Annotated in this window: 27 protein-coding genes; 8 read left to right on the forward strand and 19 right to left on the reverse strand. The window is 64.1% G+C overall.

The window, feature by feature from the left end; translation table 11 throughout:
* Position 1: 1 nt before the first annotated feature.
* The 5 genes from ABD231_RS34575 to ABD231_RS34595 form a co-directional block, all read right to left on the reverse strand.
* Complete coding sequence (locus ABD231_RS34575; protein WP_344161833.1) at positions 2-763, reverse strand: SEC-C domain-containing protein; 762 nt, start codon at positions 761-763, stop codon at positions 2-4.
* Positions 764-839: 76 nt separating this feature from the next.
* A complete protein-coding gene (locus ABD231_RS34580) occupies positions 840-1,151 on the reverse strand; it encodes a hypothetical protein (RefSeq protein ID WP_344161836.1) in 312 nt (103 codons plus the stop codon).
* Positions 1,148-1,738, reverse strand: coding sequence for a hypothetical protein (locus ABD231_RS34585; protein ID WP_344161839.1), 591 nt, complete (start codon positions 1,736-1,738; stop codon positions 1,148-1,150). The genes ABD231_RS34580 and ABD231_RS34585 overlap by 4 nt, the downstream gene beginning before the upstream one ends.
* Positions 1,739-1,820: 82 nt before the next feature.
* Complete coding sequence (locus ABD231_RS34590; RefSeq protein WP_344161842.1) at positions 1,821-2,282, reverse strand: PKD domain-containing protein; 462 nt, start codon at positions 2,280-2,282, stop codon at positions 1,821-1,823.
* Positions 2,283-2,725: 443 nt separating this feature from the next.
* Complete coding sequence (locus ABD231_RS34595; RefSeq protein ID WP_344161845.1) at positions 2,726-3,331, reverse strand: DUF6318 family protein; 606 nt, start codon at positions 3,329-3,331, stop codon at positions 2,726-2,728.
* Between the two features lie 141 nt (positions 3,332-3,472).
* Between ABD231_RS34595 and ABD231_RS34600 the strand changes: the two genes are divergently transcribed.
* Positions 3,473-4,360 carry a LysR family transcriptional regulator gene (locus ABD231_RS34600; protein WP_344161848.1) on the forward strand — a complete coding sequence of 296 codons (888 nt, stop codon included), beginning with the start codon at positions 3,473-3,475 and terminating at the stop codon, positions 4,358-4,360.
* A 32-nt stretch (positions 4,361-4,392) separates the two neighbouring features.
* Entirely contained in the window at positions 4,393-5,916 is a 1,524-nt protein-coding gene (locus ABD231_RS34605) for a plasmid pRiA4b ORF-3 family protein (RefSeq protein WP_344161851.1), read from the forward strand.
* Between the two features lie 73 nt (positions 5,917-5,989).
* Here the strand turns inward: ABD231_RS34605 and ABD231_RS34610 are convergent, their stop codons facing one another.
* A complete protein-coding gene (locus tag ABD231_RS34610) occupies positions 5,990-6,964 on the reverse strand; it encodes an aldo/keto reductase (RefSeq protein ID WP_344161854.1) in 975 nt (324 codons plus the stop codon).
* A 136-nt stretch (positions 6,965-7,100) separates the two neighbouring features.
* Here ABD231_RS34610 and ABD231_RS34615 point away from each other — a divergent pair, with 136 nt between their 5' ends.
* Positions 7,101-7,865 carry an alpha/beta fold hydrolase gene (locus tag ABD231_RS34615; protein WP_344161857.1) on the forward strand — a complete coding sequence of 255 codons (765 nt, stop codon included), beginning with the start codon at positions 7,101-7,103 and terminating at the stop codon, positions 7,863-7,865.
* Here ABD231_RS34615 and ABD231_RS34620 read toward each other — a convergent pair.
* The 6 genes from ABD231_RS34620 to ABD231_RS34645 form a co-directional block, all read right to left on the reverse strand.
* Complete coding sequence (locus tag ABD231_RS34620) at positions 7,852-8,988, reverse strand: hypothetical protein (RefSeq protein WP_344161860.1); 1,137 nt, start codon at positions 8,986-8,988, stop codon at positions 7,852-7,854. The genes ABD231_RS34615 and ABD231_RS34620 overlap by 14 nt on opposite strands.
* A 176-nt stretch (positions 8,989-9,164) precedes the next feature.
* On the reverse strand, positions 9,165-9,575 hold the full coding sequence (locus ABD231_RS34625; RefSeq protein ID WP_344161863.1) for an immunity protein YezG family protein: 411 nt from the start codon (positions 9,573-9,575) through the stop codon (positions 9,165-9,167).
* Positions 9,565-10,503, reverse strand: coding sequence for a DNA/RNA non-specific endonuclease (locus ABD231_RS34630; protein ID WP_344161866.1), 939 nt, complete (start codon positions 10,501-10,503; stop codon positions 9,565-9,567). Before ABD231_RS34630 ends, ABD231_RS34625 begins: the two co-directional genes overlap by 11 nt.
* 6 nt (positions 10,504-10,509) lie before the next feature.
* Positions 10,510-10,752: a hypothetical protein gene (locus tag ABD231_RS34635; RefSeq protein ID WP_344161869.1), complete on the reverse strand. Its 243-nt coding sequence runs from the start codon at positions 10,750-10,752 to the stop codon at positions 10,510-10,512.
* Between the two features lie 292 nt (positions 10,753-11,044).
* Entirely contained in the window at positions 11,045-11,386 is a 342-nt protein-coding gene (locus tag ABD231_RS34640; protein ID WP_344162678.1) for a hypothetical protein, read from the reverse strand.
* Between the two features lie 70 nt (positions 11,387-11,456).
* On the reverse strand, positions 11,457-11,651 hold the full coding sequence (locus ABD231_RS34645; RefSeq protein WP_344161872.1) for a hypothetical protein: 195 nt from the start codon (positions 11,649-11,651) through the stop codon (positions 11,457-11,459).
* A 232-nt stretch (positions 11,652-11,883) separates the two neighbouring features.
* On the opposite strand from ABD231_RS34645, the gene ABD231_RS34650 reads away from it, so the two are divergent.
* Positions 11,884-13,401 (forward strand): NsdA family TPR-like regulatory protein, encoded by a 1,518-nt coding sequence (locus ABD231_RS34650; RefSeq protein ID WP_344161876.1) that lies wholly within the window; start codon positions 11,884-11,886, stop codon positions 13,399-13,401.
* Here ABD231_RS34650 and ABD231_RS34655 read toward each other — a convergent pair.
* Together ABD231_RS34655 and ABD231_RS34660 are read right to left on the reverse strand one after the other, a co-directional pair.
* Positions 13,398-13,958 carry an NUDIX hydrolase gene (locus ABD231_RS34655; RefSeq protein WP_344161879.1) on the reverse strand — a complete coding sequence of 187 codons (561 nt, stop codon included), beginning with the start codon at positions 13,956-13,958 and terminating at the stop codon, positions 13,398-13,400. The two genes, ABD231_RS34650 and ABD231_RS34655, sit on opposite strands and share 4 nt — an antisense overlap.
* A 224-nt stretch (positions 13,959-14,182) precedes the next feature.
* A complete protein-coding gene (locus ABD231_RS34660) occupies positions 14,183-17,281 on the reverse strand; it encodes a DUF3427 domain-containing protein (protein ID WP_344161882.1) in 3,099 nt (1,032 codons plus the stop codon).
* A gap of 311 nt (positions 17,282-17,592) precedes the next feature.
* Here ABD231_RS34660 and ABD231_RS34665 point away from each other — a divergent pair, with 311 nt between their 5' ends.
* Complete coding sequence (locus ABD231_RS34665) at positions 17,593-17,826, forward strand: hypothetical protein (RefSeq protein ID WP_344161885.1); 234 nt, start codon at positions 17,593-17,595, stop codon at positions 17,824-17,826.
* On the opposite strand, the gene ABD231_RS34670 is transcribed toward ABD231_RS34665, so the two are convergent.
* From ABD231_RS34670 to ABD231_RS34680, 3 genes are all read right to left on the reverse strand, one after another.
* Positions 17,823-18,710, reverse strand: a complete 888-nt coding sequence (locus ABD231_RS34670; RefSeq protein WP_344161888.1) for an HNH endonuclease — start codon at positions 18,708-18,710, stop codon at positions 17,823-17,825. The genes ABD231_RS34665 and ABD231_RS34670 overlap by 4 nt on opposite strands.
* A gap of 65 nt (positions 18,711-18,775) precedes the next feature.
* Positions 18,776-19,531, reverse strand: a complete 756-nt coding sequence (locus ABD231_RS34675; protein WP_344161891.1) for a DUF429 domain-containing protein — start codon at positions 19,529-19,531, stop codon at positions 18,776-18,778.
* A gap of 19 nt (positions 19,532-19,550) precedes the next feature.
* Positions 19,551-20,714 (reverse strand): PDDEXK family nuclease, encoded by a 1,164-nt coding sequence (locus tag ABD231_RS34680; RefSeq protein ID WP_344161894.1) that lies wholly within the window; start codon positions 20,712-20,714, stop codon positions 19,551-19,553.
* A gap of 344 nt (positions 20,715-21,058) precedes the next feature.
* Here ABD231_RS34680 and ABD231_RS34685 point away from each other — a divergent pair, with 344 nt between their 5' ends.
* Both ABD231_RS34685 and ABD231_RS34690 read left to right on the forward strand, forming a co-directional pair.
* A complete protein-coding gene (locus ABD231_RS34685) occupies positions 21,059-22,132 on the forward strand; it encodes a helix-turn-helix transcriptional regulator (RefSeq protein WP_344161897.1) in 1,074 nt (357 codons plus the stop codon).
* 10 nt (positions 22,133-22,142) lie between these two features.
* Complete coding sequence (locus ABD231_RS34690) at positions 22,143-22,499, forward strand: hypothetical protein (RefSeq protein ID WP_344161900.1); 357 nt, start codon at positions 22,143-22,145, stop codon at positions 22,497-22,499.
* 249 nt (positions 22,500-22,748) lie between these two features.
* Here ABD231_RS34690 and ABD231_RS34695 read toward each other — a convergent pair whose 3' ends face one another.
* Complete coding sequence (locus tag ABD231_RS34695) at positions 22,749-23,879, reverse strand: epoxide hydrolase family protein (RefSeq protein ID WP_344161903.1); 1,131 nt, start codon at positions 23,877-23,879, stop codon at positions 22,749-22,751.
* A 59-nt stretch (positions 23,880-23,938) separates the two neighbouring features.
* On the opposite strand from ABD231_RS34695, the gene ABD231_RS34700 reads away from it, so the two are divergent.
* A complete protein-coding gene (locus ABD231_RS34700) occupies positions 23,939-24,934 on the forward strand; it encodes a helix-turn-helix transcriptional regulator (RefSeq protein ID WP_344161906.1) in 996 nt (331 codons plus the stop codon).
* On the opposite strand, the gene ABD231_RS34705 is transcribed toward ABD231_RS34700, so the two are convergent.
* Positions 24,931-25,578 (reverse strand): response regulator, encoded by a 648-nt coding sequence (locus tag ABD231_RS34705; protein WP_344161909.1) that lies wholly within the window; start codon positions 25,576-25,578, stop codon positions 24,931-24,933. The genes ABD231_RS34700 and ABD231_RS34705 overlap by 4 nt on opposite strands.
* Positions 25,579-25,656 lie beyond the last annotated feature (78 nt).

A 25,656-nucleotide genomic window follows, 5' to 3' on the forward strand; every position in this document is an offset into this window, starting at 1 on the left:
ATCACACCCTACAGACAGCCAACCCCGCCCCCGCACGCAACCGATCAGGACCCCAAGCCACGGCGCCTTCACTCCGCAACGCCGCCGCACCACAGCACCTCTTGTACTTCACCCCAGACCCACACCAACACGCCTGATTGCGCCCCGGCGGCCAGGCAACCCCAACGCCGTCGTCCCGGGGCCACTCGATCGACATGAGCGTCTCTCCGGGTTCCTCCAGCAACGGCTTAGCCTCCTCGATCCGGTCATGGAAGAAGGCAACAGTCCGGTGCATGACAACCACAGGCTCATTGAGCCGGCGCAACCCACGCTCCACCTCGTGGTAGTAGTCCACGATGCTGTCCAGGCTCATGCGCACAGGCCACACCTCGTGAGCGACAACGAGCTCCGACCGACTCCACACGTGAACCCGCCCGTGACTGACCTCCGGCTCTCGCAGTAGGTCAAGCACATCGAAGTACAGATTGGTTCTCTCCACTGCCCCGACGTCAGCCCGCGAATCAACGCCGTCCAACTCGATCCCCAGCGCCCGCTTCATCCGCCGCCGCCCGCTGAGCATCACCGCCGCCCACCCCGAGCAACCGCCCGTGGCATCACCCAACGCGCTGAACCCCTGCGAGTACAGGATCAGCGCTTCCACACACTCTCCACGTCCCTCGTGCGCGACAGCCGCCCGCCACCGCTCCGACGCCTCCAGGGCACCGTCGTCCGGCGGGTCTTCATCGTCGTAGCAGTCGAAGTCGTCCGTCAGTAAGTCATCCATACCTGGAACATATTGAGATCGACCCCTCGCCGAACCACCACTTTCACACCTGTGGATAACCGGCGCTCCTATGCGGTCAGCGCAGGTCCGCGACGACGCTGGCGAATACCTGCTCCGGCGCCAAGGCTCCTGCGTCCTCCCGCCACTCGGCCAGGTGATCTGCCATCACCTCGGCATCGAGAGGCCGTAGTCCGCTTCGAAGCAACGCCTGCGCACGAGCAACCGTGATCTGCTCGTACTGCAGGTCCCGATCCATGAAGTAGTCGTCCCGGAGCCCATCGTTGCGATGGAACGTCCCGAGGTCCGGGACGTAGCAATAGACCTCTTCCCCGAGCACAGCCGCCACCCAGAGAAACTGCTCCCCGTCCTTGACGATGTACAAGCTCACAGCTCTCGTCCTTTCCTGGCCGTTCTGATCTCCTCGATGGGTCGGGCGACGGCCTGACCGGGGATCGGTGCGGACCCGGGCCTGGAGCGCTGCGACTCCCGGCCAAGACCATAGCCCGCGACCCGTACGGAGCAACCTCCGAGCTGGCGCAGATCGTCGAGCCCCGGAGGCGTCTCCAAGCCGTCGGTCAATCGCACGGCCTCGAGGCGAGCCTGCTCGCGGACGAGGGGCGACAGATCTCGATTGCGGGCGATCTCGTAGGGCTTGGTGGTTCCTTCTTTGACAGAAAGCGAGGCCCGGGAATGTACCTGGACCTCGATCCGCCGGCCCCGGGGATCGAGTGTCGCGATATGAAGACCCTTGTAGCGGCTGCCGTCGACGTACGAGTTGCGCACCGCGGTCAATTCCCAGCCATGGCGCAGCAGATGTTCCGCAGTGCTTTGCGCAACCTCGACCAGTTGACCGTGCGCCACGGCGGCAACTGTGTAGCGCTGCGCGTCCTCGATCACCGGCGCTTGTTGCCGTCGCCCCGTCAGACTCTTGATCTTGCGAGCCAACGAGTGCGGTGACTTGATCCGGTGATTCACCTGGTAGAGCTCGATACGAGGGTGAGAGCTGTGGGGTGGGATCTGGAATCTGTGGATAACTGGCTCTGCGAGACACGAGCCCTCAGCGAGGCGGATCGACCAGCACCGGCACCGCTTCGCGCACCTGCAGCGGCGTCGAGGGCCCAGTAATCGGCACCGGCCCGACGAATTGCGGTCCGGTTGAGGCAACGTCGAAGCTCGCGTCATAGTTGACGGTGACCGACAAACTCAGGTCGCCGCGCTTCATGTACTTGTGGGTGATCTCCTTGGAGGGGTACGGCTTGCCTGGAGAATCTGTTGTCTTGCTGGTCCCATCACCGAAGTGCCACGTGTAGGTCGTAGGCACCGCCTTCACGATGACTGGGAACCCGAGAATCACTACTGGGACAGTGGTCACGCCGTTGTCATCGGTGTAGACGATTGTTTCCATGTTGACCAGCGTGCGGTCCTTGGGCTGCACATGAACCGTCAGCTTCGGAAACAGCACGTCTTTCGACTCGGCCAGTACCTGGTCCCACGTGACATCCTCGGGCCGCGGTTGCACAACCGGAGGCGGCGTTTCCGGCCGTCCAGGCCGAGGTTCGATCGGACCGGTCGGCTGGCAGCGAGTCGGTCCTGGGATCGTTCCGTCGGGTCCCATGCGACCGCAGACTCCAATGTTCAGCCGGAACGGGCGGCGCGGTTTCTGCGATGGAGGAACGACTGTTCTGGCTCGGGCCGGCTTGTGGCCGCCCTTGCTGACGGCCGGTTTGCGCCGAGGCGGCTTGCCCTTGTTCTGCCGTTGCCGAGTGGTTGCCCTGCCATCGAGAGTCACGCCCCACCGGGAGTGCCGACCCGTGACGTCCGGTTTCGGCTTGTTCGTGACGACGGCGGACGGGAACGACTCTGCCTGGCCGAACGCCGAGTCTGTCGCCGCGATGGCGATGAGGCCGGAGCCGAGCACGGCTGTCGCAGTGCAGATTGCCCCGAGTCGTGCCGTCCGCACGTTCATTCGTCGATCTGCATTTCGTACATGACCCAGTTGTCGCCGCTCCGCGAGAGCGTGAACTCCATGGTGCCTATGCCCGCCGCCTGCGGTACGGGGCTGCCGCCTGGAGATTGGATCTCCTCGTAGGCTCCGGTCTTGAGTGTCGCCGAGCCGCCGAGGTGGTCCTTCTCGCCCTTGTGGATCTCCTTGACGTCGACCAGGCGGTCCTGGAAGTCGCCCTTGAGTGTTCCGTTCTTGGCGTTGACCTTCTTTACGTAGTCGGCCAACGCGTTGCAGCCGACGCACCCCTTGTCGCTTTCCGCAAGGAAACCGGCAGGGTCACCTGTGACATAGGAATAGTTCAGAAGGTCTACGTAGAACCCGATAAATGCTTCGCCGGCCGCCAGGTTCGAGCCGACTGCGGGTACTGGGCGGGTCGGTGGTGCGGTGGGCGTGGCAGTCGTCGGAGCGCTCGTGCCAGGGCCCGACGTGCTGCCCGATGGCTGGCTCGGCGGCGGCGCTGTGTTTGGCCGGCCGGCTTCGGGGCTGCCGGGGCCGCAGGCGGTGAGGAGGAGCGCGCCGAGGCACAGGGCAGCGCCGAAGGCCGGTTTGTTGCGGGTTGTCACCGAGTTCACCTCTCCGTAGTCATCTCTGATCGTAAACGGAGTCGGTGCCAGGCGGTGATGTCACTTGATGCAGCTGTGGATAACTCGGCAACATTTCGCACAGCAGAATGACCTTGCGATGATCGACTAGAGTTCTTAGTCATGGAGCTCAGGCACTTGGAACACTTCGTGGCCGTCGCCGAGCAGAAGCACTTCACGCGCGCGGCTGAGGCGATGTCCATTTCCCAGTCCGGCCTGTCCGCCTCGATTCGCGCGCTCGAACGCGAGCTCCGAGCCTCCCTCTTCGTCCGGAACACCCGCAGCGTCGAACTCACCGAAGCGGGACGCGCGCTCCTCTGCGAAGGCCGCCGTACCCTCGCCGCCGCCGAAGCCGCCCGCGACGCAGTAGCCGCAGTACAAGGCCTCCTCCGCGGTCACCTAACAGTCGGCCTCGAGCAGTGCCTAGGAGTCGTAGACGTACCCGCACTACTCGCCAAGTTCCGCTCCGCCTACCCCGGCGTCGAGATCGAGGTCCGCCAGGGCGGCTCCACGCCAATGCTCGACGAGCTAGCCTCCGGCCGCCTAGACCTCGCCTTCGTCGCCACCGCCGGCGACCCCGTCGAAGGCCTGGACCTCCGCTCGCTATCCCGCGAACCAATGGTCCTCGTCTGCGCCCCAGACCACCGCCTGTCCGCCGGCCGCCCCGTATCACTCGACGATCTAGCAGGCGAGTCCTTCGTCGACTTCGACCCGACCTGGGGCGCCCGCACCATCTCCGACCGAGCGTTCACCACCGCCGGCGTCGCACACCCGGTCACGATCGAGGTGAACGACGTACACACCCTCCTGGCCCTGGTCGCCCACAACCTCGGCGTAGCCCTGGTCCCCGAGCGCATCGCGGCCAAGCGCGGCGACCACGTCACCGTCCCCCTCACACCAGGCAGCGCCGCCGACTGGCAGGTCTCGGTAGCCGTCCCCACCGGCACCGCCGCCTCCCTAGCCGCCGACGCCCTCCTCGGCATGCTCCCCACCACCGCAGTCCACAACTGATCGCAGCAGCGGCGGCGCTAGAGTTTGCCGCTGTGGCACGCAAACAAGAACCCTATCTGGATGCGGCTGCTGCCTTGCTTGGGCAGCTCCACGCGCACATGTCCGGGACGAGTGTCGAAGACCCGAGACCGGTGATTCCGGATCTGCTCGGAGCGGAACTCGATCCGTTTGGGCAGCGGCCGCCAGGCCCGTCCTGTCGAAGTCCACGCCGCAAGACCGTGGTCACCTATCAGGTGCGGGTCGAGCTCGAGGGGACCCGGTCTCCGCTGTGGCGGCGGTTGGAACTTGCTTCTGATCTCTTTCTGGACGAAGTCCACCACATCATTCAGGCCGCGTTCGGTTGGACGGACAGCCACCTGCACGAGTTCGCGGCGGGTCCGAGCTACTACAGTCGCAAGAGCGAGCATTACCTGTGCCCGTTCCAGGTTGAGGAAGGCGCGGCCGGCGTACCGGAGGACGAGGTGCGCCTGGACGAGGTGCTGGCGAGGCGTGGCAGCAAACTGTTCTACCTGTACGACTTCGGCGACGACTGGATGCATGTCATCAAGGTCGAAGCCGTGCTGCCCCGCGACGAGTCAGCGCCAAGAGCCATCTGCATCGCCGGTGAGCGTCCGGGACCGGGGGAGGACTGCGGAGGTGTGTGGGGCTACGAGGTGATCTGCGACGCGATCGACCATCCGGACAGCGCAGCCGCAGCCGCCGACTATGCTCGCATGTTCGGCGATGACGCTGAGCTCGACGATTTTCCACCGACGCCGTTCGATCTCGACAGCATCAATGCGACGCTGGCAATGTCCACTGGCAAGGACGCAGAATCTTTCGGTCTGCTCGAAGCGCTCGCCCACGCGATCGACTCGGCGGCTGATCGACAGCACTTCCAGCAGATGGTCGCCATGGCAGATCTGGACACGCCGGTCGACCTGGACGCTGACACCGCAGCCCAGATGGTCGCGCCGTACACCTGGCTGCTGAACCGTGTCGGGACGGACGGCATCAAGTTGACCGGTGCCGGCTACCTGCCGCCCGCCCACGTCGAGGCCGCCATGGCCGAGCTCGGGCTAGGCGAGGAGTGGATCGGCAAGGGCAACCGCGAGGTGCAGACAGTTCCCGTTCTTGCCTTGCGGGAATCCGCGCAGGCGCTGGGTTTGCTGCGGAAGTACCGCGGAGCGCTCGTCCTCAGCAAGCTAGGACGCAAGCTCCGCAATGATCCGCTCGCCCTGTGGTGGCACCTTGCCGAACAAACGCCGCCAGACATGGACGACTTCTGCGAGATCCATGCCGGACTCGTCCTCTTGCTCGCCCTTGCCGGAGGGTCAGCGGATGACCCCTACCCGGCGGTTTCCCGGATTCTCGACGCGATCGGTTGGAGGGACATCGACGGAACACGCATGACGCCGGTGATGGCCCGTCTTGCGGCACGGGAGACCAGCTTCGTACTGCGTCGGCTCGGCGCCTTCACCAATGAGCCGGGTATCCATCGCTGGGATGACAACCCCACGCCGCAAGGGACGCTGTTCGCCAAGGCTGCCCTGACTACCTGGCTGCCGACGACGTAGCCCCAACGCAAACAGCCGGTACGCCGAGCGTTCGGCGTACCGGCTGTTTTCCGAGCCGCTCAAACCAGCGGTGTTACCAGGCGTAGTCCTCCGGAGCGGTCTTGTACCCCGGGAAGATCTCGTCCAACTTGGCCAGCGCCTTGTCGTCGAGCTTCACATCGACCGCCCGTACGGCGGACTCCAGCTGCTCCATGGTCCGCGGCCCCACGATCGGCCCCGTCACCGCCGGCTGGTGCAGCAGCCACGCGAGTGCCACGTCGCCCGGCTCATGCCCGAGTTCGTCCGCAAACGCCTCGTACTGCTCGATCTGCGGCCGCAACCTCTCGAGCGCTTCTTTCGCGCGCCCCTCAGTACGACGTACCCCTTCGTTCTCCTTGCGGATCACGCCACCCAACAGCCCACCCTGCAACGGCGACCAAGGGATCACACCAAGCCCATACTCCTGCGCAGCCGGCAACACCTCACGCTCGACATCGCGCACGATCAAGTTGTAGATCGACTGCTCACTGACCAGCCCATTGAAGTTCCGGTTCGCCGCAGCCGCCTGCGCCTGCGCGATGTGCCAACCAGCGAAGTTGCTGCTCCCGGCGTACAGGATCTTGCCCTGCTGTACGGCGACCTCGATCGCCTGCCAAATCTCGTCCCAAGGCGTCGCCCGGTCGACGTGGTGGAACTGGTACAGGTCGACGTAGTCCGTCTGCAACCGCTTCAGGCTCGCGTCGAGCGCCCGCCGAATGTTCAACGCAGACAGCTTGTTCGTGTTGGGCCAGTCCGACCCCATGTCCCCGTAGACCTTCGTCGCGAGCACCGTCTTCTCGCGGTTCTTCGGATCCTTGGCAAACCACTCGCCAACGATCTCCTCAGTCCGCCCAGGGTAGATCGAACGCCCGTACCCGTTGGCAGTATCGAAGAAGTTGATCCCCTTCTCATGAGCCGCGTCCATGATCGCGTGCGAGTCGTCAACGCTCGTGTGCGGCCCAAAGTTCATCGTGCCCAAACAGATACGGCTAACAGTCAGGCCGGTCCGGCCAAGATGAGTGAATTCCATACCCTCCAACCTCCTCCTAGCCAGTGCAAGCTGTCCAACAGGAGAATCCACTCAGTCCCATCACCACACGTTCTAAGTCCCGTACGGCGTGCCGCGCGCCCAGGTCGCGGTCCCGCCGACCTCCTAGGCTCGGCGCATGGCGATCACCATGTTCGACGTCGGCGGCTACAAACTCGCAGCTGAGATCGCAGGGGAGGGCTCGCCAACCGTCGTCTTCATCTCCGGCGCAAGCAGCGGCCGAGACGCCTGGGACAAAGCCATCGCCGTACTGCGCACCCCAACAACCCGCCTGACCTACGACCGCCCCGGCATAGGCGACAGCGAGACCCCCGACCTGACCTCCCGCACACTAGGCGCCGCCGCAGAAGAACTACACCAACTGGTATCCGCGACCACCCTCCCAGGCCCATTCATCCTGGTCGGCCACTCGCTAGGCGGCCTCATCGCCCTCATCTACTCCGCGCAATGGCCAGACGACCTTGTCGGCCTAGTCCTGGTAGACACCTCCGACATCCACCTAAACCTGGACGTCGCCACCCCCATCCTCACCGCCAACGACGGCAACCACCTGACCTTCGACATCCCAGCCAGCGTCGCCGACGTAACCCGCAGCAGACGCCCCCTCACGATCCCAGCGATCGTCATAGCCAGCCGCCCCGGCCACTGGCTAGAAGACGAAACCATCGACTTCACCCGCTGGCACCCCTTCACCCCCACCCAACTAGACACCCGCTGGCAATCCCACCAACAATCCCTAGCCAAAGACCTAGCCGCCACCCACAAAGTAGCCCGCCACGGCGGCCACAACATCCAATCCGACGACCCAACCCTCGTCGCCGACTCAATAGACACCCTCATCGACCTCGCTCGGCGCCGCGTACGGAGTCTCAAGAGTCGATGAGCTCCGTGATGGCCTTGAGCACGATGTCCGCTGCACGGGGATCGGCGACCACCTCGGCCAGCCGAATCGAGGGGTATCGCCGCCAGTCGCTGGCGCGCGCTTCCTCAAGCTTGTGTTTCAGGGATTCGATCTGCTCGAGATGGGCGACGGCTGCGTCAATCCGGTCAGGCACTTTCCGGTCGATGATGTCACCGAGATAGAAGACCAGGTAGGCCTGCGTGGTTGGGCTCTCGGTGTTGGCGTTCAGCACCCAGACCGCAGTCGGGCGACCCTCGACGTGGTACCAACCGCCGACGCCGGGTGTCGCGCCGCGGCCCCACGACAACTTGACCCCTCGCGATTGGATGTCGGCCAGCAGCGTCTCGACAAACTGGAACTCCTGCCGAGTGCAGCGTTCGCGCGTGGCCGCGAGAAAGGACTCGCGCGTCCACTGCGCTCCACTCGAGCTCTTAGCACCTATCGCCGCGGACGTCCTGCCGACTACCCGCGGCACATAGACGACGGAGGCGGCTGACACGAACTGGGGTAGTTCGACTCCGAGCACCTCGGCGGGATTCATCTGTTCGTTCAAGAACTCGATCACTCGCACCAACTCGGGTGGCAGTGCGTCGGCGACGAAGACCATTCGCACCCGGCCCGCCATCAGGTTGGACTCCACGGCGTTCCAGAAGTCCTCCGGGTCCTGATCAGGCCGCAGCTCGGCCAGCAACTCCTCGACCGAGGTGTCGTCGTCCGACGCTCGACGGTCGAGTGCTTGCCTGATGAGGGAGAGCGGCCAATGCTTCACCGCGTTCGCGGCGTAGTCGAGCATCTGTCCGACCACCTCTCGGCGAATCCGCGTGTCGGATGCGCGCTTGACCTCGACCAACACGGGGACGCACTCGTGGTCAATAAACAAGTGATCGAGACTGAAGTTAGATGGCCCCTGCTCAGTCGACGGCACCCCCATTTCTCGACTGACCAACATCAGCCGAGCATCTCCGCCGCCCTCGGTCGTTGGCCCGGCCAGCACCTCCGGAAACTTCGCCAGAGCCTCCTGCAAGATGTCCTCGGAGTCGTACGGCGTCTCCTTCAACAAGGTCAACTCGTCGCCTAGCTTCAAGAAGATCCCAGCAGCGCCCATTCCCCCACCCCTCCCGGTGTGAAGACCCAGGCTAGGCCTCTCGCGCAGCGAGGGGGAGGGTCTGCGACTCCAGTCGCGGGCGCCAAGTGCGCGAGGCAAGCGCGGGCGAGCGTGCGAGGAGGTGCAGCAGACCTACGAGGGAATGCTGCGCGGGTGATCGCCGCCGAATCAGGAATCTAGTCGGATCGCGACGGATGCCAAGCAGGAAGCTGCGCCTGGTCGCGAGGGAACAAGCGCTGATCCTCGATCAGGAGATCCGACGCTGCCTCACCCTCGAACGGCGGATTGTCGTAATCGAAGTCGGCATCGAGTTGCCCTGAGCTGTCGAGAGTCAGCCGCGCGTTGTACCAGGTCCCCTTGTCCTCCTGATACATCGCCTCACGCAGCTCAGCTGCGGCGTCGTCGCCGTCGTCGTCCAGTTCGCTGTCGTGATCGACACTGCCATCCGCCTTGGTTGCGCGCACGGTCGTTGATGTCATCCCACCGGCCGCCGAGATCCTCAGCTCCAGCTCGCTCCAACCCTCAGGCCCCGACCGAGCCAAAGAGCGGCCGACCACAGTCAGCAGTTCCTGTGCTTCACCGATCATGAGTGGAGCCCCTTTGCTTTGGGTTGTTGTCGATACTGACACGCACTACGCCGCCAGCATGCTTATACCGCACACGAATCGTATCGGGACGCTGGCTATCGTTGCTGAACTTGAAACTCACGGAGACCTCAACCCTCTCGCCCTGCCCAATCAGCCGGCGCCAGTGGTTCTCCAACGTCTTGTATTGGCTGAGGTTCACCTTTGTGCCCTGCATCGGCAGCAGATTCAGTCGCCCGATCGGCCCTCTGAAGATGCGGGCGAAGATGTGCCCCGCATGATCTCCGGGAAGCTTGCCGGCCAACCTCCGCTGTGCCGCACCATCCCGCGGATGGTTGAGGTCAATCAGATCCAGTACGGCGTTGGCTCGGATCACTCGGCCTGCATTGTCGGTCTCGTAGTTGAACTTGTCGTCGACTCGAAGTTTCGCATTGGCCGGAGGCGTATTGAGCTGCGGAAGGTCGTCTGGGTTGGAAGTAGAAAGCTTGATCGGACGTACGTCGTCCTGCGGCTCATCCGCCGGCGGATGAGGCCCATCGCCGCCACGCAGATCCAGCTGAACCCGTGTTCTGCCGCGATCGCCGCCCTCCGGTTCGTCAGCTTTCCGAGCATCTCCCGACTCGCCCGCTGGAGCGTCCCTCGCCCCAGCGCCGCGATCAACAGTCCGTACGCCGGTAACCATCTGCACGGCCCACTCCCGTGCCCGCTGCGGCGCGATACTCGCGTAGTGAGCTGCTTCGTCGCACCGCCTGGCGGCCTCGTCTAACTGCACCGCAGCCATTCGGCCGGCGGGATTGCTAGACATGCCGCCCACCAACGCAGCCTGTTCACGACAGGTATGGGCAGTTCGTTGTAGATATGCGACCACCCTGGGCACCTCGTCGAGGACATCTATCAAAGCCTGTGCGACCCGCTGCAGGTCAGATGGCATACCTGACTAGATTTGGTTGGCGTAGCTGCGGCAACCGGCCTCGGCCATCTGGAGTGCTTGGACGGCCTGATCAACCGACCTTCCGGCTGCGTCGAGGACCGCAGCGATATCGCGATCCGCGCCGGTGGCTGATCCACGGATCAGCGCTTCGACCTGCTGGCTCGACTGCTCAAAGCGCTGCTTGAACCCGGCCAGACTCGCTGCGCCTTGACGCGACTGGTCAGCCAGGCCGTGCAACTGCATCTTCATCTGCTCTACCTGGGACATAGCTGCCTCACTTCTCGAAGCGACCAACAAGCAAGTCGACGACGGGCAATCTCCAAGGTCTTCCTCCAGATCCTCGAAGGTGGAACGGCTGACGGGCGCAGGGCGACAGTCACGACGCCGCACCAGCTGGCAATTGGGTCCCTGTCTGAGCCGCCAGGGGATACAGGGGCCGGGGAGCTCAGACAGGGGCGATGTAGAGGCGGAACCGGCGCCTGGGCGGCGAACTCGTGCCACCGCCTTGTGAGAGGTGAGGAGCGGCGCCGGTTCCGCCAGTTCATGGGGAGTCCAGAACGAGCACTCGGGCATCTGTGGCGCGCTCGAAGATGTTCTTGATGTCCGGACCAAGTACTGCGAAGTGCAGCAGGCTCGGCAGGACGATCGCGGTCACGTCGTAGCGGTTGACCGATTCGACAAGGGCTTCGAACGCCGCCGGCCAGGTCCCGGGCTTTTCGACGTAGGTGGAGCCCATGGAGAAGCCTTCGGCGTGCGCGAACCTCGCCATCTCTCGTTCCAACTGGTTGACCTGGCCGTCGGTGACTAGCAGGTCTCGCCGCACGTACCCGAGCAGCATCGGCTTGGTGAAATCCTCGTCGTCCACGATCACCCGTCGTCCCACCAACGTCGGAACGTGTCGTTGAGTCGTTTCCAGAAGGCGGCCCGTCGGGACCGCAGGCGATGCCCGAGGTTCACGACAGATCAACATTGGGCACCGCAGCGATCAGCTCGTTCGTCACACGCAAACTGGCGAATCGGCGGCGCATGCCCGCCTCGTAGTCGGCCGCATCGACCGCGTTGCCCACATGTTCGGCGATGAGATGCTCCCCGAACCAGACCCGGACTCGGCGCTCGGTCGGTGGCGCATGCCGGCCAGGGCTCGTCATTCGCCGCGCACCTCTCGAGCGATGTCGCGCAGCATGAAGCAGTACAGCACTGCGGTGAAGATCGTCAGCAGCGAAGTTTCGTGATTCACGGCCCTCACTCCCCGGTTCGGTTGATTCGTGGAGCACAACCATCCGACGACGGAGCGTGATTGAAAACGTCGACCGCTCATAGCGATCCACGGGATATGTATGGCATACATATGCCCGGCTCGTCACGGGTAGTGTTGGGCCCGTGACCCGTCAAGAGCGGCGACCTTGTCGTTCCTGCGGCGCACACCTGGCCTCCGACAATCGTGGCGATCAGTGTGGGCCGTGCCAGAGGCATGTCCCTGATCTTGCCGACGAGGCGCCAAGGCTGGCGGCCACCTTTTGGGAGGCCCCCGCTCTGGTCGAGGCGGCTGCGGAGCGTCATTTTGGCAGGTTGCTTTTGGCTTTTCGCAAACTGCAGCGCCCTGAACCCACGCAAGCACTCGTCGGGCAGTGGCTTGGGCTTACACAAGGACAGGTAAGTCGAATCGAGCGCAGTGCGACGCCCGTGCGCGATCTCGACAAGCTCGATCGCTGGGCCCGAGCCTTGAACGTTCCGCAGGAGCTGCTGTGGTTCAGCTTGACGGCACAGCCGACATGCGACGCGGAGCGACCTGATGGAGAGCGCGAGCGCACCGATGCCATCGATGCATACCCGTCGCCTGGCAGCGGCTCTATTGTGCGGACACCACAGCCTGCCGGAGGAGATGGAGTGCAGCGCAGACAATTCATCAGGTCCGCCGGCACCGGACTCACAGCGGTAGGAACCAGCCTCTTGGTAGGTGCTCCGGTGCCGATCGGACGGAGGCGGCAGACGAAGTCGGACGCCTCGACCGAGATCCGCGAGATGACCCAAGTGTTCCGTCGACTCGACAACCGGTACGGCGGCGGTCACAGCCGCTCGATTGTCGCGTCCTATCTGAGATCGTCGGTCGCGCCGCTACTTCAGGGGGCACATCAGACTGGCCAAAGTCGGTCCGAGCTCTTTGCTGCTGCCGCCGAGTTGCACCAATTGGCCGGATGGATGTCATACGACACGGGCCAACACGCAGACGGGCATGCGCACCTGCGCCAAGCGCTTCGACTCTGTCACGAAGCCGACAACGATGCGCTGGCAAGCGAGATGCTGGCGGGGATGAGCCATCAGGCGGCATTCAATGGCGCTCCGGACAGTGCCGTTGACCTCTCGCTCGCAGCACAGCACAGCGCGAAACGATCGGGCTCAAAGCTGCTGCAGGCTGAGGCCGCAGTCATGGAGGCACATGGCCTTGCAATGCAAGGTGACAAGCTGGGCTGCCTCGCTGCACTGAATCGTGCCGAGCAAGCTTTCAACCGGGCAGACATGGAAGAGCGACCAGCGTGGCTTGCGTACTTCGACCACGCCTACCTGGCCGCGAAGTTCGCGCATGCATTTCGCGACTTGGGTCTTCCCCGCGAGGCCGAACCATTCGCTCGACGCTCTCTCGAGATGACCGACGGGTACGAGCGCGGCCGATTGTTCAACTCGGCATTGCTCGCGTCAATCCTGGCGGACCAACGTCGGATCGAGGAGGCTTGCGCACTGGGGTCGGAGGCGACAGCTCTAGCCCGATCGGTGCGATCCATGCGCGGTACGAGTTATCTGCAGGACCTGGGCAAGCGTCTCGAGCCGTACCAGGGGGTCGCCATTGTAGGCACCCTGTTCGAAGGCATGATCGAGATCGGGATCTCACCCGTCGGTTAGGCCGTTCGGTACGCAAGAACGTGTAGCAGGCCGACGAGGGACGCCGCTCCGACAATCTCGCCGACGCTGATGCGTTGATGAACTGAATCCAGGGCAATCCACTCGACGCGTTGAGCCTCATTGATGTCTTCTGGATCGCCGATGTGGTCGGCGCCCTGCGAGACGAACAGGAGGTTCTCGGCGTCGGTCGTGCCCACCGAAGGTTGCAGCGAGACTAGAGGGCTCACGTTCCTTGGGCGCCAGCCGGTCTCTTCCTCGACCTCACGGGCAGCGGTGATGGCTGGGTCTTCGTTAGGGTCGACGTAGCCTCCGGGGAGCTCCCAGACCCAGCGGTTGATGATGAAGCGATGGCGCCACATCATCAGGACGTGGTCCTCGGCCTCATTCAGGACAACCATCATGGCGGCCTTGGGCATCCGAAGCACGTACTGCTCGAACTGCACGCCATCTGGCAGTTCGACCGACGCGATGCTCAGTTGAAGTCGGCGGGTGTCGTCGACCACCCGTTCGCCGTGGATCTTCCACAGTGTGGATTCGGTCCCATCATCGGTCGTCACGCGATGACAGTACCGAACGCGCGCCTCTCCCTTTAGTCGCGCCAACCCTGGGACACAGTCCACACAGTTGTGCTGGCTGTGCAGACTGCCAAGTGTCGGGTTCGACTACCAGTTGGTGGACTTTTGAGCGTGCACCGGTGGTACCGGATCGTTGCCATCTGATCGCGATTCTTGATGCGCTGTCGCCAGCCTGGATGGCAGCCTGTCCGAGGTCTGAGCGCAAGTCACGCGACGACGGAGGCCGCCTGGAAGAGGTCGGGGGGCATGGGGTGATCTAGGCGCCAGGTGATGGCGATGGGGCGGTCTCCGGTGTGAGTGGTGTAGGTGGCTGGGCCTAGGAAGAGGTACGGGGAGGTGCCTAGCTCATTGAGTTTTTGTTCGCGGGTGAAGATGAGGATGTTGGATCCCTGGGCGCGGTGGTTGATGTAGCGCTGGCCGGTTGCTGAGGCGACTGAGGCGATGCTTTGGGACTCCCAGTGGAACAGAGTCGGGCTGATGGCGTAGTCGCGGTACATCGTGGTGGGGGAGTAGTCCGCTTCAGACTTCTTGAGTGTCACGAAGAAGGCGTCGATGTCGGTTTCCTTAGAGAACAGAACGCCCTCGCGGAAGGTGCTGGGTCGGCGCTGCAGGCTCGCGTAGTTGAGGGCAGCGAGGATCTCTTCGCGCTGGTAGCGGGCATGGATACGCAATGGGATGGTGCGGAGCTGGCCCGAGAGTTCGAGGGTGCGGTGGCGAGCGCGGTCCATGGTGAAGTCGATGACTTGGATCAGTTCATCGCGAAGGGCTTGCTCTGCCTGGAGGGCGTCGAGGCCGGCCTCGTATGAGGCGAAGCCTCCGCTGTCGGGCCAGAGGGAGAAGAAGAGCATGCGGGCATGGGTGCGCTGCGCGTCAGTCAGCTCGCCGTACGACGGCGCCGAGTCGGCCAGGAGCAGCTTGTAGGCCTGCACACGGTCGAGGTCGTCGACGTGGGCTAGTGCGCGGACGCGTCGGAGGAGTGTGGACTCGCGAGCTGTGCCATCACGCGTGGGTAGGCCGGAGTCTCGCCTGAGCGCAGTCCAGCTTCTTCCGTTGCGCAGGATGTCGCTGAGCTCGACGCCGGACTCACGGACGAAGGTTGATAGGTCCTGGTCGCCGTGGGATCGGAGGTCGCTCGTCATATCGCGCCAGCGTCCGGTGACCTGGGTGCGAAGGTTCTCGAGGACGATCTTCTGCGACACCTTGTCCAGAACGATCTGGCATCCAGAAGGTAGGAACGGGAATCCTTGCTCGACCTGGCGTTGAAGACCTCTACGTGTCTGGCCGGTGAGGGCCCTGAAGCGCTTGTCGAACCGAAATTCCTTGCGTTGGTGCCCGACGAAGTCGAGCGCAGTCAGGACGGGCTTGCCCTGTGCCTGACGGAGTCCGCGGCCCAACTGCTGGAGGAAGACGGTTGGGCTCTCGGTTGGGCGCAGGAAGAGAACGGTGTCGACCTGCGGAAGGTCTAGACCTTCATTGAACAGATCTGCGGCGAAGAGGATGTTCAGTCGGCGATCCTTCAGATCGCGAAGGGCTCGATCTCGGTCGGCCGTTTGCGAACGCCCAGACACCGCGAGCGCGGGGATGCCTGCGTCATTGAACACCTTCGCCATGTACTCGGCATGAGCGACCGATACGCAGAAGCCGAGAGCGCGCATCGCGTGGACGTCTGTGAGCTTGTCCTTCAGCTCGCGCAGGACGATGGCTGCCCGTCGGTCGTTGCCGGTGTACAGGCCCTCGAGCTCCTGCTCGTCGTATCTCCCTCGTTTCCACTGCAGGTCAGCGAGGTCAGTGCCGTCCGCGATGCCGAAATAGTGAAACGGGCACAGAAGATCCTCTGACAATGCGTCCCAGAGCCGGAGCTCGACCGCGGTCCGGCCACCAAAGTAGGACTGAACATCGAAGCCGTCAGTACGCTCCGGCGTAGCGGTCAGGCCCAAGAGTTCAACGGGCTCAAGATGGTCGAGGAGCTTTTGATAGGTCTTGGCGGCGGCGTGATGGAACTCGTCGACGACCAGGATGTCGAAGGACTGAGCCGGCAACGTGGTGACGTCGTAGTTCGACAACGCCTGTACCGAGGCGAAGACATGTTCCCATCGCTCTGGGCGCGCGCCCGAGAAGTACTCCTCGCCGAAGCTCGCGTCGTTGAGAACCTCGCGGTAGGTGCGCAGCGACTGCTGGAGGATCTCGCGTCGGTGAGCGATGAAGAGTAGCGACGGCGCTTGGTCTCCGCGGGCAAGCGCCTCGTCTCTGAGACGTCGATAGTCGAGCGCCGCGATGACAGTCTTACCGGTTCCTGTCGCCGCGACTACGAGGTTCCGATGCCGGTCGTGGACCTCTCGTTCAACAGCGATCGTCTCGAGCATCTCAGCTTGGTAGGGCCGAGGACGTACTTCAAGTCCAGCGAGCGAGATGGTCACGCGATCCGAGGGCTTGCGGTTGCCGGCCTCGGCTAAGGCGTCGTCCAGGCGGTCGCGGTCGCGCCCGGGGTTGTACGCCTCGAAGGTCGAGTCGTTCCAGTACGTATCGAACGTGGCGCCGAACTTGTTGAGGAGACTTGGAGTTGCGATGCGCGATAGCCTGACGTTCCACTCGACGCCGTCCAAGAGGGCCGCGCGCGAGAGGTTCGAAGATCCTACGTAGGCGGTATCGAAGCTCGAGTCGCGGCGGAAAAGCCAGGCCTTGGCGTGCAGTCGCGTACGAAGTACGTCGTACTGGATCTTCACCTCGGCGCCGAAGTCATTGACGAGACGGTCCAGCGCGTGGCGGTCAGTGGCTCCGAGATAGGTCGTGGTGATCACCCGGAATGGTCCGCTGCGCTGTCGGAGGCGCAGCAGTTCGGGCTCGAGGAGCCGTAGCCCGTACCACTTGACGAAGGCGCATAGCAGGTCGACCTCGTCGGAGGTGTCGATCTCGGCGCGCAGTTCCGAGCCGAGTGCCGGCTCGCCATGAGCGTTTGTGAGCAGGGCTGCGTCTGACAGCGGAGTGCTTGGGCGGGTGCCGCCTGGCTGGTGCACGCCGGGTCCGGCAGGAGGATAGAGCGCGAGTAGCTGGCGAGGCGTCTCGTCGGGCAGCAGGTCGCTTTGTGAGGTGAGACGGTTGAGCAGGTCGTTAACGAGCGCGACGCGTTCCCCCTGATCGCGCGTTGCACCGAGCGTTCGCAGTACGGCGTCGCGAACATGCCGGGCTAGAACATCGGGCTGATCTGCCTCGTCCACGTCTTCAAGCAGAGACGTGAGTCCATCGACCTGACCGAGGACGTCATGCAGGCCGTTGGTTACTAGCGCGTCATAGATTCCGGGCTTCATCCAGTCATCACCTCGCGGAGAGCTTGCCAGATCGCACCGACAATCGCTGGACTCGCCGACGGCTGAGCGTGTTGGAGGAGTCTCCGCAGGCTATGGTGAAGTTGATCGCTATCGAGGTCCCAGAGATCTCGGCGGTGTTGGTCCACCTCAAGGACCCGCCGCCGGCTGGCAGTGCAACCTCGCGATCGGCCTTCGCTCGCTCTTGTGCGTGCGCGACACCGACATGTTCCGGTGCCTTGTTCTATTCCTTCTCAGCTGTTGCTGCCCATGGGTGAGTTGCAGTTGGGCGACACCTCTAGCAAGGAGACGACATGATCGACCTGAAACGGATCAACATCCGAATCGGCGGTGAGAACTCGCAGTACCTCAATGTGGACCTCGATGGGAGAGAAGTCGGCTTCTTCGAGATCTCAGGGCGCAATACCCTCCGCCAGCGATCACACGAGGCACGGCACGACTACATTCTCGACGAGGTGCGGCGAGTCATCGAGCCGGTCGTGATCGCCATGGGGCGTTGCCTGGTAGGCAAGGCGCTAGCGCCCTAGCTCGCCTTGAACTCCTCGTAGCGCAGTTCGAGGGCCTCGGCGCTTGGATGCTCGATCTTGCGGCGAGGCAGCGTGATTTTGGTTCCGTGCATCTGCTGGAGACCGTATTTCAGCATGGGGCCGTCCCGTTCCTCGAGCAAGGCGCTGTTGATCTCCACCACGCTGTCTGGCCGGATGCCCATCAGGTTCTGGTCGTAGGCAGCGTGGTGGATCTTGCAGAGGCTGAGCCCGTTGGTGACGTGTGCCACGCCGGCCTCGTCGGAGTCGCGAACGATGTGAGCTGCGTCCAGGAGCTCACCGTGCTGAAGGCGGCATACCGCGCAACGTGTCTCATATGCTCGGATGACTGATGCTCTGAACCAGGGTTGATGGAGCCGACGGCGGGTCAGTTGCTGGGCGTACGCCTTAGCCCGAATGTCGAGTGTCTGCGGCTTGACGAAGCGGAGTGACTCGTCGAGGGCGATCAGGAAGTGACGCGCAGTTGGGTCATCTTCGACAACGAAGACAGGAAAGATGGGGACGAAGATGCCGGCCTTCAACTTGCGGAGCATGATGAGAGGCATGCTGAGTTCGATGGCGGCTCGCAGCTTTCGATTGTCTCCGTCGGTAGAACCAGCGCGGTAGGAGTAGACGAAGTAACCCTCGTCAACTTCCCGATCGTCGTAGGGGCCGTCGGGTGAGCTGACGATCGACAGCGTCACGTTGAGGTCGCGGGGATTCCAGATGCCACGCGACTGGTCGATCAGGCGCCGGTGCCCACCATCGATCTCGAAGTTGCTCAACTGCTCGCGCGTGACGACGCCGCCTCCCTGATCACGCACATGCATCAGGCGAGCCATAATCCGGTCGCGGAGATTGAGGTCGTCGGACGGGCTCAGGACCACGTGATTTCCCTCCGGCTGGGCTAGATCGGCAACGTGATCCTACGCAAGCCCACGTGGTTAGCGGCTCAGGCTGAGTCGTAGGCGGTCGCGATTTGTGGGGTCACCGGGGTCAGGATGTAGCCGGTCTTCAGGTCGCCCATCGCTCTTACTGCTGTCGGATTGGCTACCGCGTAGGCCGCGATGTAGGCGCAGACGATTGCGTCGATCGAGTCTTCGATTCGGGCGAGGTCGACCTTTCGCTGGGCGTGGGCGGTTGCTTGCCTGATGCGGTGCCAATCGGGGCTGGACTCGGGTAGTAGCGGTGTAGATGCGTGGCGGAGCGCCTCTAGGTGGTCGAGGAGGCGGGTCAGCTCTCGTCGCGAGTGTTCTAGGTCGCGGCCGGGCTTGTGTTTGTACTGGAGGACGCGTGGGAGGTCGAACAGTACGACGATCGCTGGGTGCGGGTAGACCTCGACCGCTCGACGTTCGGATTGAGCTCGCGGATCGACGGCGAGGCCGAGTTCGTCGGCGAGTCGGAGTGCGCGGGTGCCGTTGGCGAAGTGGGGCTTCGAGAGGTTTACCGAGTGGCAGGAGGCGTTGTACTTGCCGAAGTGGCGGTTGACCATGCTCTCGCAGGGTCGGTTGCCCGTGGGGTTCGCGACGATGATTGGCGCGTCGATGGCCACCAGACATGGGCCGGCGGTCCACGGTCGCAGCCAGTCGATGATCTCGCTGTCTGTCTTGTGTTGAGTTGCGGCGAGGAGATGTCCGGTCGCATCGAGGACCGCTAGGCCAGTCATGTTGTTCTGGCCCCAAGCGAGGTCTACTCCGAGATAGTGCACATCTCCTCCAGATCCGCCGTCAGCCGAGTCGTCCCTGGTCGTTGATCGCTGCGACGGTCTCTGTGATCAGGGCTATCAGTCGGACCTCTAGAGCCACAACGGATGACGGATCGAACGTCGCTCCCATGATTGCCTTGCCCCTGGGCGGCTTGCCGGCGGGCAAGTCCGATGCTTCCATGCCGTACTGCACGATGCGCCCTTCGACGGACGGCACGCTCGCCAGGCTGTCCTTGTCGTATCCCAACGTGAGATGGGATAGCCCGTACCAGTTGCTGGCGCTGTCTGGACGGAAGATCCACACAATCGACAACGGTTCTGCGCGGTCCTGTGTCGGGAGTCGGATCGATGCGCCTTTCGTTCCCCATTCGAACCTCAGGCCGATTCCCTTGCATGCGTCGAAGATTCGTTCGAGCGCCATTCGGTAGTCGTCGTTCGTGATGGAGCCGAGTAGATCTGCCTCGCCGATTCGGTTGGACGCGACAGTCGGCCGGCGTTCCGGGCGTGTGACGATCTGGCAGGCGTAGGCGCTGATCACCTGCTGGCCAGGTTCGCTGGAGAGGGGCGATTGGTAGCGGATCAGTTCGGCGAGGTAGAAGGTTCCTCGCTTCATTGACTGGTTCAGGTAGCGAACGGAGTTCTCCATGGACGTGGTGAAGCGCTGCGCCACGGCGATGAAGTGGAAGTCGCCTGTTTCAAGGGTCTCGGCTAGCCGGGTTCGGAACTGGCCGATCTCGGCTTCGGGCATCTCTGGCCAGATCAGAGCTCTTGCGTCCTCGAGTGAGCGAGCGCCAGCCATCTTGGGATCGGTGCAGTACTTGCTGGCGAGGTAGCGTCGTACGACGGTGTTGTCGAACTCGTCGAGGGACTGTTCCCAGAGGTCGCTGCCATAGTCGACGAGTTGGGCGAGTACGTGGCGGAAGTCTGGGTTGTGAGGTCCTGTCTTGAACTCGACCAAGAGGATGTCGCCGCTTCTGGCCAGGCCGACGAGGTCGATCCTGCCGGACGCGAGACTCACCTCCTGGCCGACGACTAGTAGTGGGCCATCGAGTTCGAGGTCTTCGATGGGCAGCAGGCCGGGAGAGAGCCGAAGGCGATCGTGAAGATTCTGTTCGTCCGGCGCGAGGATCTCTTCGAGCACGGCCTCGGACTTGTCTTCACGCAACACGACGAGCTTGCGGCCCACTGGTCCCTCCACCGGTTGGCATCGGACTGCGACGCTAGCGCTCAGGAGGACTATGCAACAGCCCTCGTCGGTAGGAACGGCTACGGCGATTGAGTTCGAGGCCAAGGTGATGGACGTCGAGCCTGAGGGATTCGCGGACGAGATCGTTCGGCTGGGTGGGCGGCGCGTAGGAACGGCTGATCCGCGCGGCGGGAGCACGTCGTACTGGTGGGGCTGCGCTGGGGAAGAGGCGGAGTTGACGGAGGGCGCTACCAACGCGGTACGGGATCGATTTGAGGGCGATCGCGGAGCTGCGATTCTGATTGCGGAAGGGAGTTCGCCGCGATTGGTGGGATGATTGGGGGATGTTGGAGACGTCGGCTCGGTTGTTGCGGGTGTTGTCGCTTTTGCAGGTGCGGCGGGATTGGGGTGGGGCTGAGTTGGCGGGGCGGTTGGGGGTTTCTACGCGGACGTTGCGGACGGATATGGAGCGGCTGCGGGTGTTGGGGTATCCGGTGGAGGCTCGGCCGGGGGTGGCTGGGGGATATCGGTTGGGGGCTGGTGGGGAGTTGCCGCCGTTGTTGTTGGATGACGAGGAGGCGGTGGCTGTTGCGGTGGGGTTGCGGACGGCGGCTGGGGGTGGGATCGCGGGGATCGAGGAGACGTCTGTTCGGGCGTTGGTGAAATTGGAGCAGGTGTTGCCTTCGCGATTGCGGTCGCGGGTGCGGTCGATTTCGGCGGCTACGGTGGCGGTTGGTGGGGGTGGGCCGCAGGTTGATGCTGAGGTGTTGACGGCGGTGGCTGGGGCGATTCGGGATCGGGAGCGGCTGCGGTTCGAGTATGTGGCTGAGGCGGCGGGTGGGGCTTGGGGGACGGCGCAGGACGGGAGTAGTCCGCGCGAGGGGCGGGCCGAAGCAGACGACACAGCGCCGGCGGACAACGTAGCGCCGGCAGACAACGTAGGGCCGGCGGGCAGCGTGGGGCTGGCTGAGGTGGTGGAGCCGCATCGGTTGGTGTCTTGGGGGCGGCGGTGGTATTTGGTTGCTTGGGGCAATGAGGGGTGGCGTTCGTATCGGGTTGACGGGATGCGGATCAAGACTCCGAATGGGGCTCGGTTCACGCCGCGGGAGCTCGGCGAAGATGAGGCAGGAGATCTGGTACGGCGGTCTGTCGGCGAAGCGTCGTGGCATTACCGGGCGCGGGTGAAGGTGGAGGCGTCGAGTCTCTACGTGCGGAACCGGATGCCGATGCCGATTGAGCCTGAGGTGGTTGATGACAACACGTGCATTGTCGAGCTCGGCTCCGACAACCCGCATCAGCTGGCTCTGTGGTTAGGCCTGATGGATGCGGACTTCGAAGTACTGGGTGCTCCGGAGCTCGCCGAAGCGGTCCGCGCTGTCGGCGACCGCTACCACCGGGCGGCGCGCAACCACAACTAGCGTCCAAGCTGTGTCAGTGTGGGAAGTATCCACAGGGCTGGAGGACTGGATGGGCGAAGGGCGTTGGGTGTTGGTGCGGGCGGGGGATGGGCTGAAGGGGAAGGCGTTGCAGCTTCTTCGGCAGGAGTTGGCTGAGCAGGACTTGGCTACGCAGGAGATGCCGGGCGAGGCGATTGCGGTGGGGCTTGCGGGTGGGGCGGCTCCTACGGTGGTGGGGGCGTTGCGGGACTGGATTCATCGGCGGAAGAGTCCGGAGCGGGTGGTGCTGACGATCGGGGCGGATTCGCTGGAAGTGCAGCGGGCGACCGTGGATGACAACACGGAGGAGATCGAGGCGTTTCTGGTGGGTAGCCAAGGGAGCGTTTGAACGTTGTGGGGCGAGTTGGGGGCGGAGTAGCGTCGGAGTCGAACGGCGGGGTGACTCGTCATAGGAAGCTCTGCCCGGAATACCCTCCGGATGGGCGGAGCCCAAAGGAGCCCGGAGTGCCCGGCACCCCGGGCTCCCTCCAACCGAGGCTTCTTCCGGCCGGGATCGTCGTGCTCGACAGGGCCGGACCGAAGGAGATCGGGCATTGAGAAGGGCCGGTCCGTTGCGGACCGGCCCCTTCTGGTGTCTCTACAGGCTGCGGAAGAACTTGCGCAGATCGTCGGTCACGTCGGCGGGCCGCTCGAGGGAGGCGAAGTGGCCGCCTTCGGAGAAGTTGGACCAGTGGACGATGTTGGGGTTGTCGCGGTCGGCGAGGGGACGGATGGTCTTGAAGTCGTCGGCGAAGACGGCGACGCCGGTGGGGGCGAGGTTGGGCTGGGGTTCGGCGCCGGAGTTGGCCTCTTCGTAGTGGTAGCGGCCGGCGGCGGCCGAGGTGTTGGTGAACCAGTAGAGGGAGACCTGGGTCAGGATCTGGTCGCGGGAGACCAGACTGGTGCCGTTGCCGAAGCTGTTGAAGAGCTCGCTCCAGGCCAGCTGGCCGACGGGGGAGTCGGAGATGCCGACGGCAACGGTCTGCGGACGGGTGGAGTTGATCGCGTTGTAGCCGCCGACCGACTGGAACCACTTCAGGTGCTCGAGGGCCGCGTAGTCCTCCGGCGTGAACTTCTCGAACTCGGCCGGGTCACCCGACGGGAACGAGAACAGCTGGAGGACGTGCAGACCGAGGAAGCCTTCAGGATTCAGTACGCCGAGCTCCCGCGAGACCATCGCGCCACCATCGGATCCGTGCGAGCCGTACGAGTCGTACCCGAGCCGCCGCATCAAGGTGTCGAACGTCTTCGCGACCCGGGCCATCGTCCAGCCGCGGTCGACCAGCGGGGTGCTGAAGCCGAAGCCGGGAATCGACGGTACGACGACAGAGAACGCGTCCTCGTCAGATCCGCCGTACGCCGCTGGGTCGGTGAGCGGACCGATCATGTCGAGGAAGTCGACGAACGAGCCCGGGTAGGTGTGCACCAGCAGCAGGGGTGTCGCGCCCTCGACCTTCGACGGGACGTGGATGAAGTGCACGGTCTGGTCGTCGATCTCGGTCAGGTAGTGCGGGAACTCGTTCATCCGCGCTTCCTGGGCGCGCCAGTCGAAACCGTTGCGCCAGTGGTCGACGGATTCGCGCAGGTAGTGGTTCGGGGTGCCGTAGTCCCAGTTGTCGCCGGGGGCCGGCTCGGGCAGCCGCGTCCGCTCGAGGCGGGCGTGCAGATCGTCCAGGTCGCTCTGGGCGATGTCGACGGTGAAGGTCCGGATGTTCTCGTTCGTTGTCATGGCTTCACCGTATGATCCTTATAGGAACATTGGGTTCCTAATTACCCAAGGAGCTTGAGGTGCTCGAGACGTCGTCGCGGTTGCTCTCGTTGCTGGCGCTGCTGCAGACCCGGCCCGCCTGGACGGGGGCTGAGCTGGCCGATCGGCTGGAGGTGACGACGCGGACGATCCGGAACGACGTCGACCGGCTGCGCGAGCTCGGGTACCCGGTCGACGCGGCGCGCGGGCCGGCCGGTCATTACAAGCTCGGAGTGGGTGCGAAGCTACCGCCGCTGCTGCTGGACGACGAGGAAGCGGTTGCGGTCGCGGTCGGGCTGCGGACCGGCGCCGGGCTCGCCGGGATGGAGGAGAGCAGCGTGCGCGCTCTCACGAAGCTTGAGCAGGTTCTGCCGCATCGGCTCCGGCGTCAGGTGAACGCGGTTCATCACGCGACGACGAAGGGACCCGACGACACCGGGACGAACGTCGAGGCACCGCAGATCGAGCCGACGCTGCTGAGCACGATCGCGGCCTGCATCCGCGACGAGCACTACCTGCGGTTTGATTACGAGATCCCCCAGGGAGCGCTCTCTCGCGACGCTGGATCTGCCCGTACGTCGGATCTTCCGGTGCTCGTGCAGCCGTACCGCATGGTGAGCTGGAACCGCTTCTGGTACGTCGTCGCCCGCGACGAGCACGACGAGTGGCGGACGTACCGCGCCGACTGGATGTCGTTGCGGATGGCAACAGGTATGCGATACGTCCCGCGGCCGATGCCGGGCGACGACTACACCGACTTCGTACTGCGCGATGTCGCGTCGACCGGGTGGAACGTGCACGCGCGGATCACCGTGTTCGCGCCCGCCGAGCAGGTGCTGAGCCGGATCCACGCAGCCGTCGGAGTCGTCGAGTCGGTCGACGAAGAGACCTGTGTGCTCGTTACCGGCTCGGATTCGCTGGAGATGATCGCGATCTACGTCGGGATGCTCGGACTCGACTTCCGCGTCGATGGGCCTGCCGGATTGGTCGAGCACCTGAAGATCCTCGGAGAGCGCTATCTCCGGGCGATCTCCTAGCTGGGGTCGGTACCCAGGCCGGCGTTGCGGGCCTGGATGATCGCGGTGGCGCGGTCGGCGATGCCGAGTTTGGTGAAGATCGCGGAGACGTTGTTGGCCACGGTCTTCGAGGCGAGGTGCAGGCGGTCGGCGATCGCTGGGTTCGACAGGCCGGCGGCGAGGAGATCGAGGATCTCGCGCTCTCGGCTGGTGAGCTCCGGGAATGGATCGGCCGCAGGAGCGGGTGCGGCGAAGAACCCGAGTACGCGGCGGGCGACGCCGGGTCCGAAGATCGCCTCTCCGGCGGCGACCGCGCGGATCGCCCGGGCGATCTCGTCCTGTTCTGCGCCCTTCACCAGGTAACCGCGGGCCCCGGCGCGCATTGCTGCGAACACGGAATCGTCGTCTTCGAACATCGTCAACACCAGTACGGCGACCTCGGGTGCAGACCGTGCCAATTCACGCGTGGCCGCGAACCCGTCCAGATCAGGCATCTGCAGATCCAGCACGGCGACATCCGGCCGGTTGGTGATCACCTCGCGAACCGCTTCCCGCCCGGTCGCCGCGACGCCGACCACGTCGATCCCAGGCAACGACGTCAGCAACGCCGCCAACCCAGCCCGAACCACTGGATGGTCATCAGCCAACACCACCCGGATCACCATGCCGACCCCAAGAAAGCGCTCGCTGCGGGCGCGGTCGAGATCGCGGATCCGGATCGCGGGGGAGCGCTCTCTGGGGTT

This window comes from Kribbella yunnanensis (genome assembly GCF_039529655.1).
GTDB classification, from domain to species: Bacteria; Actinomycetota; Actinomycetes; order Propionibacteriales; family Kribbellaceae; genus Kribbella; species Kribbella yunnanensis.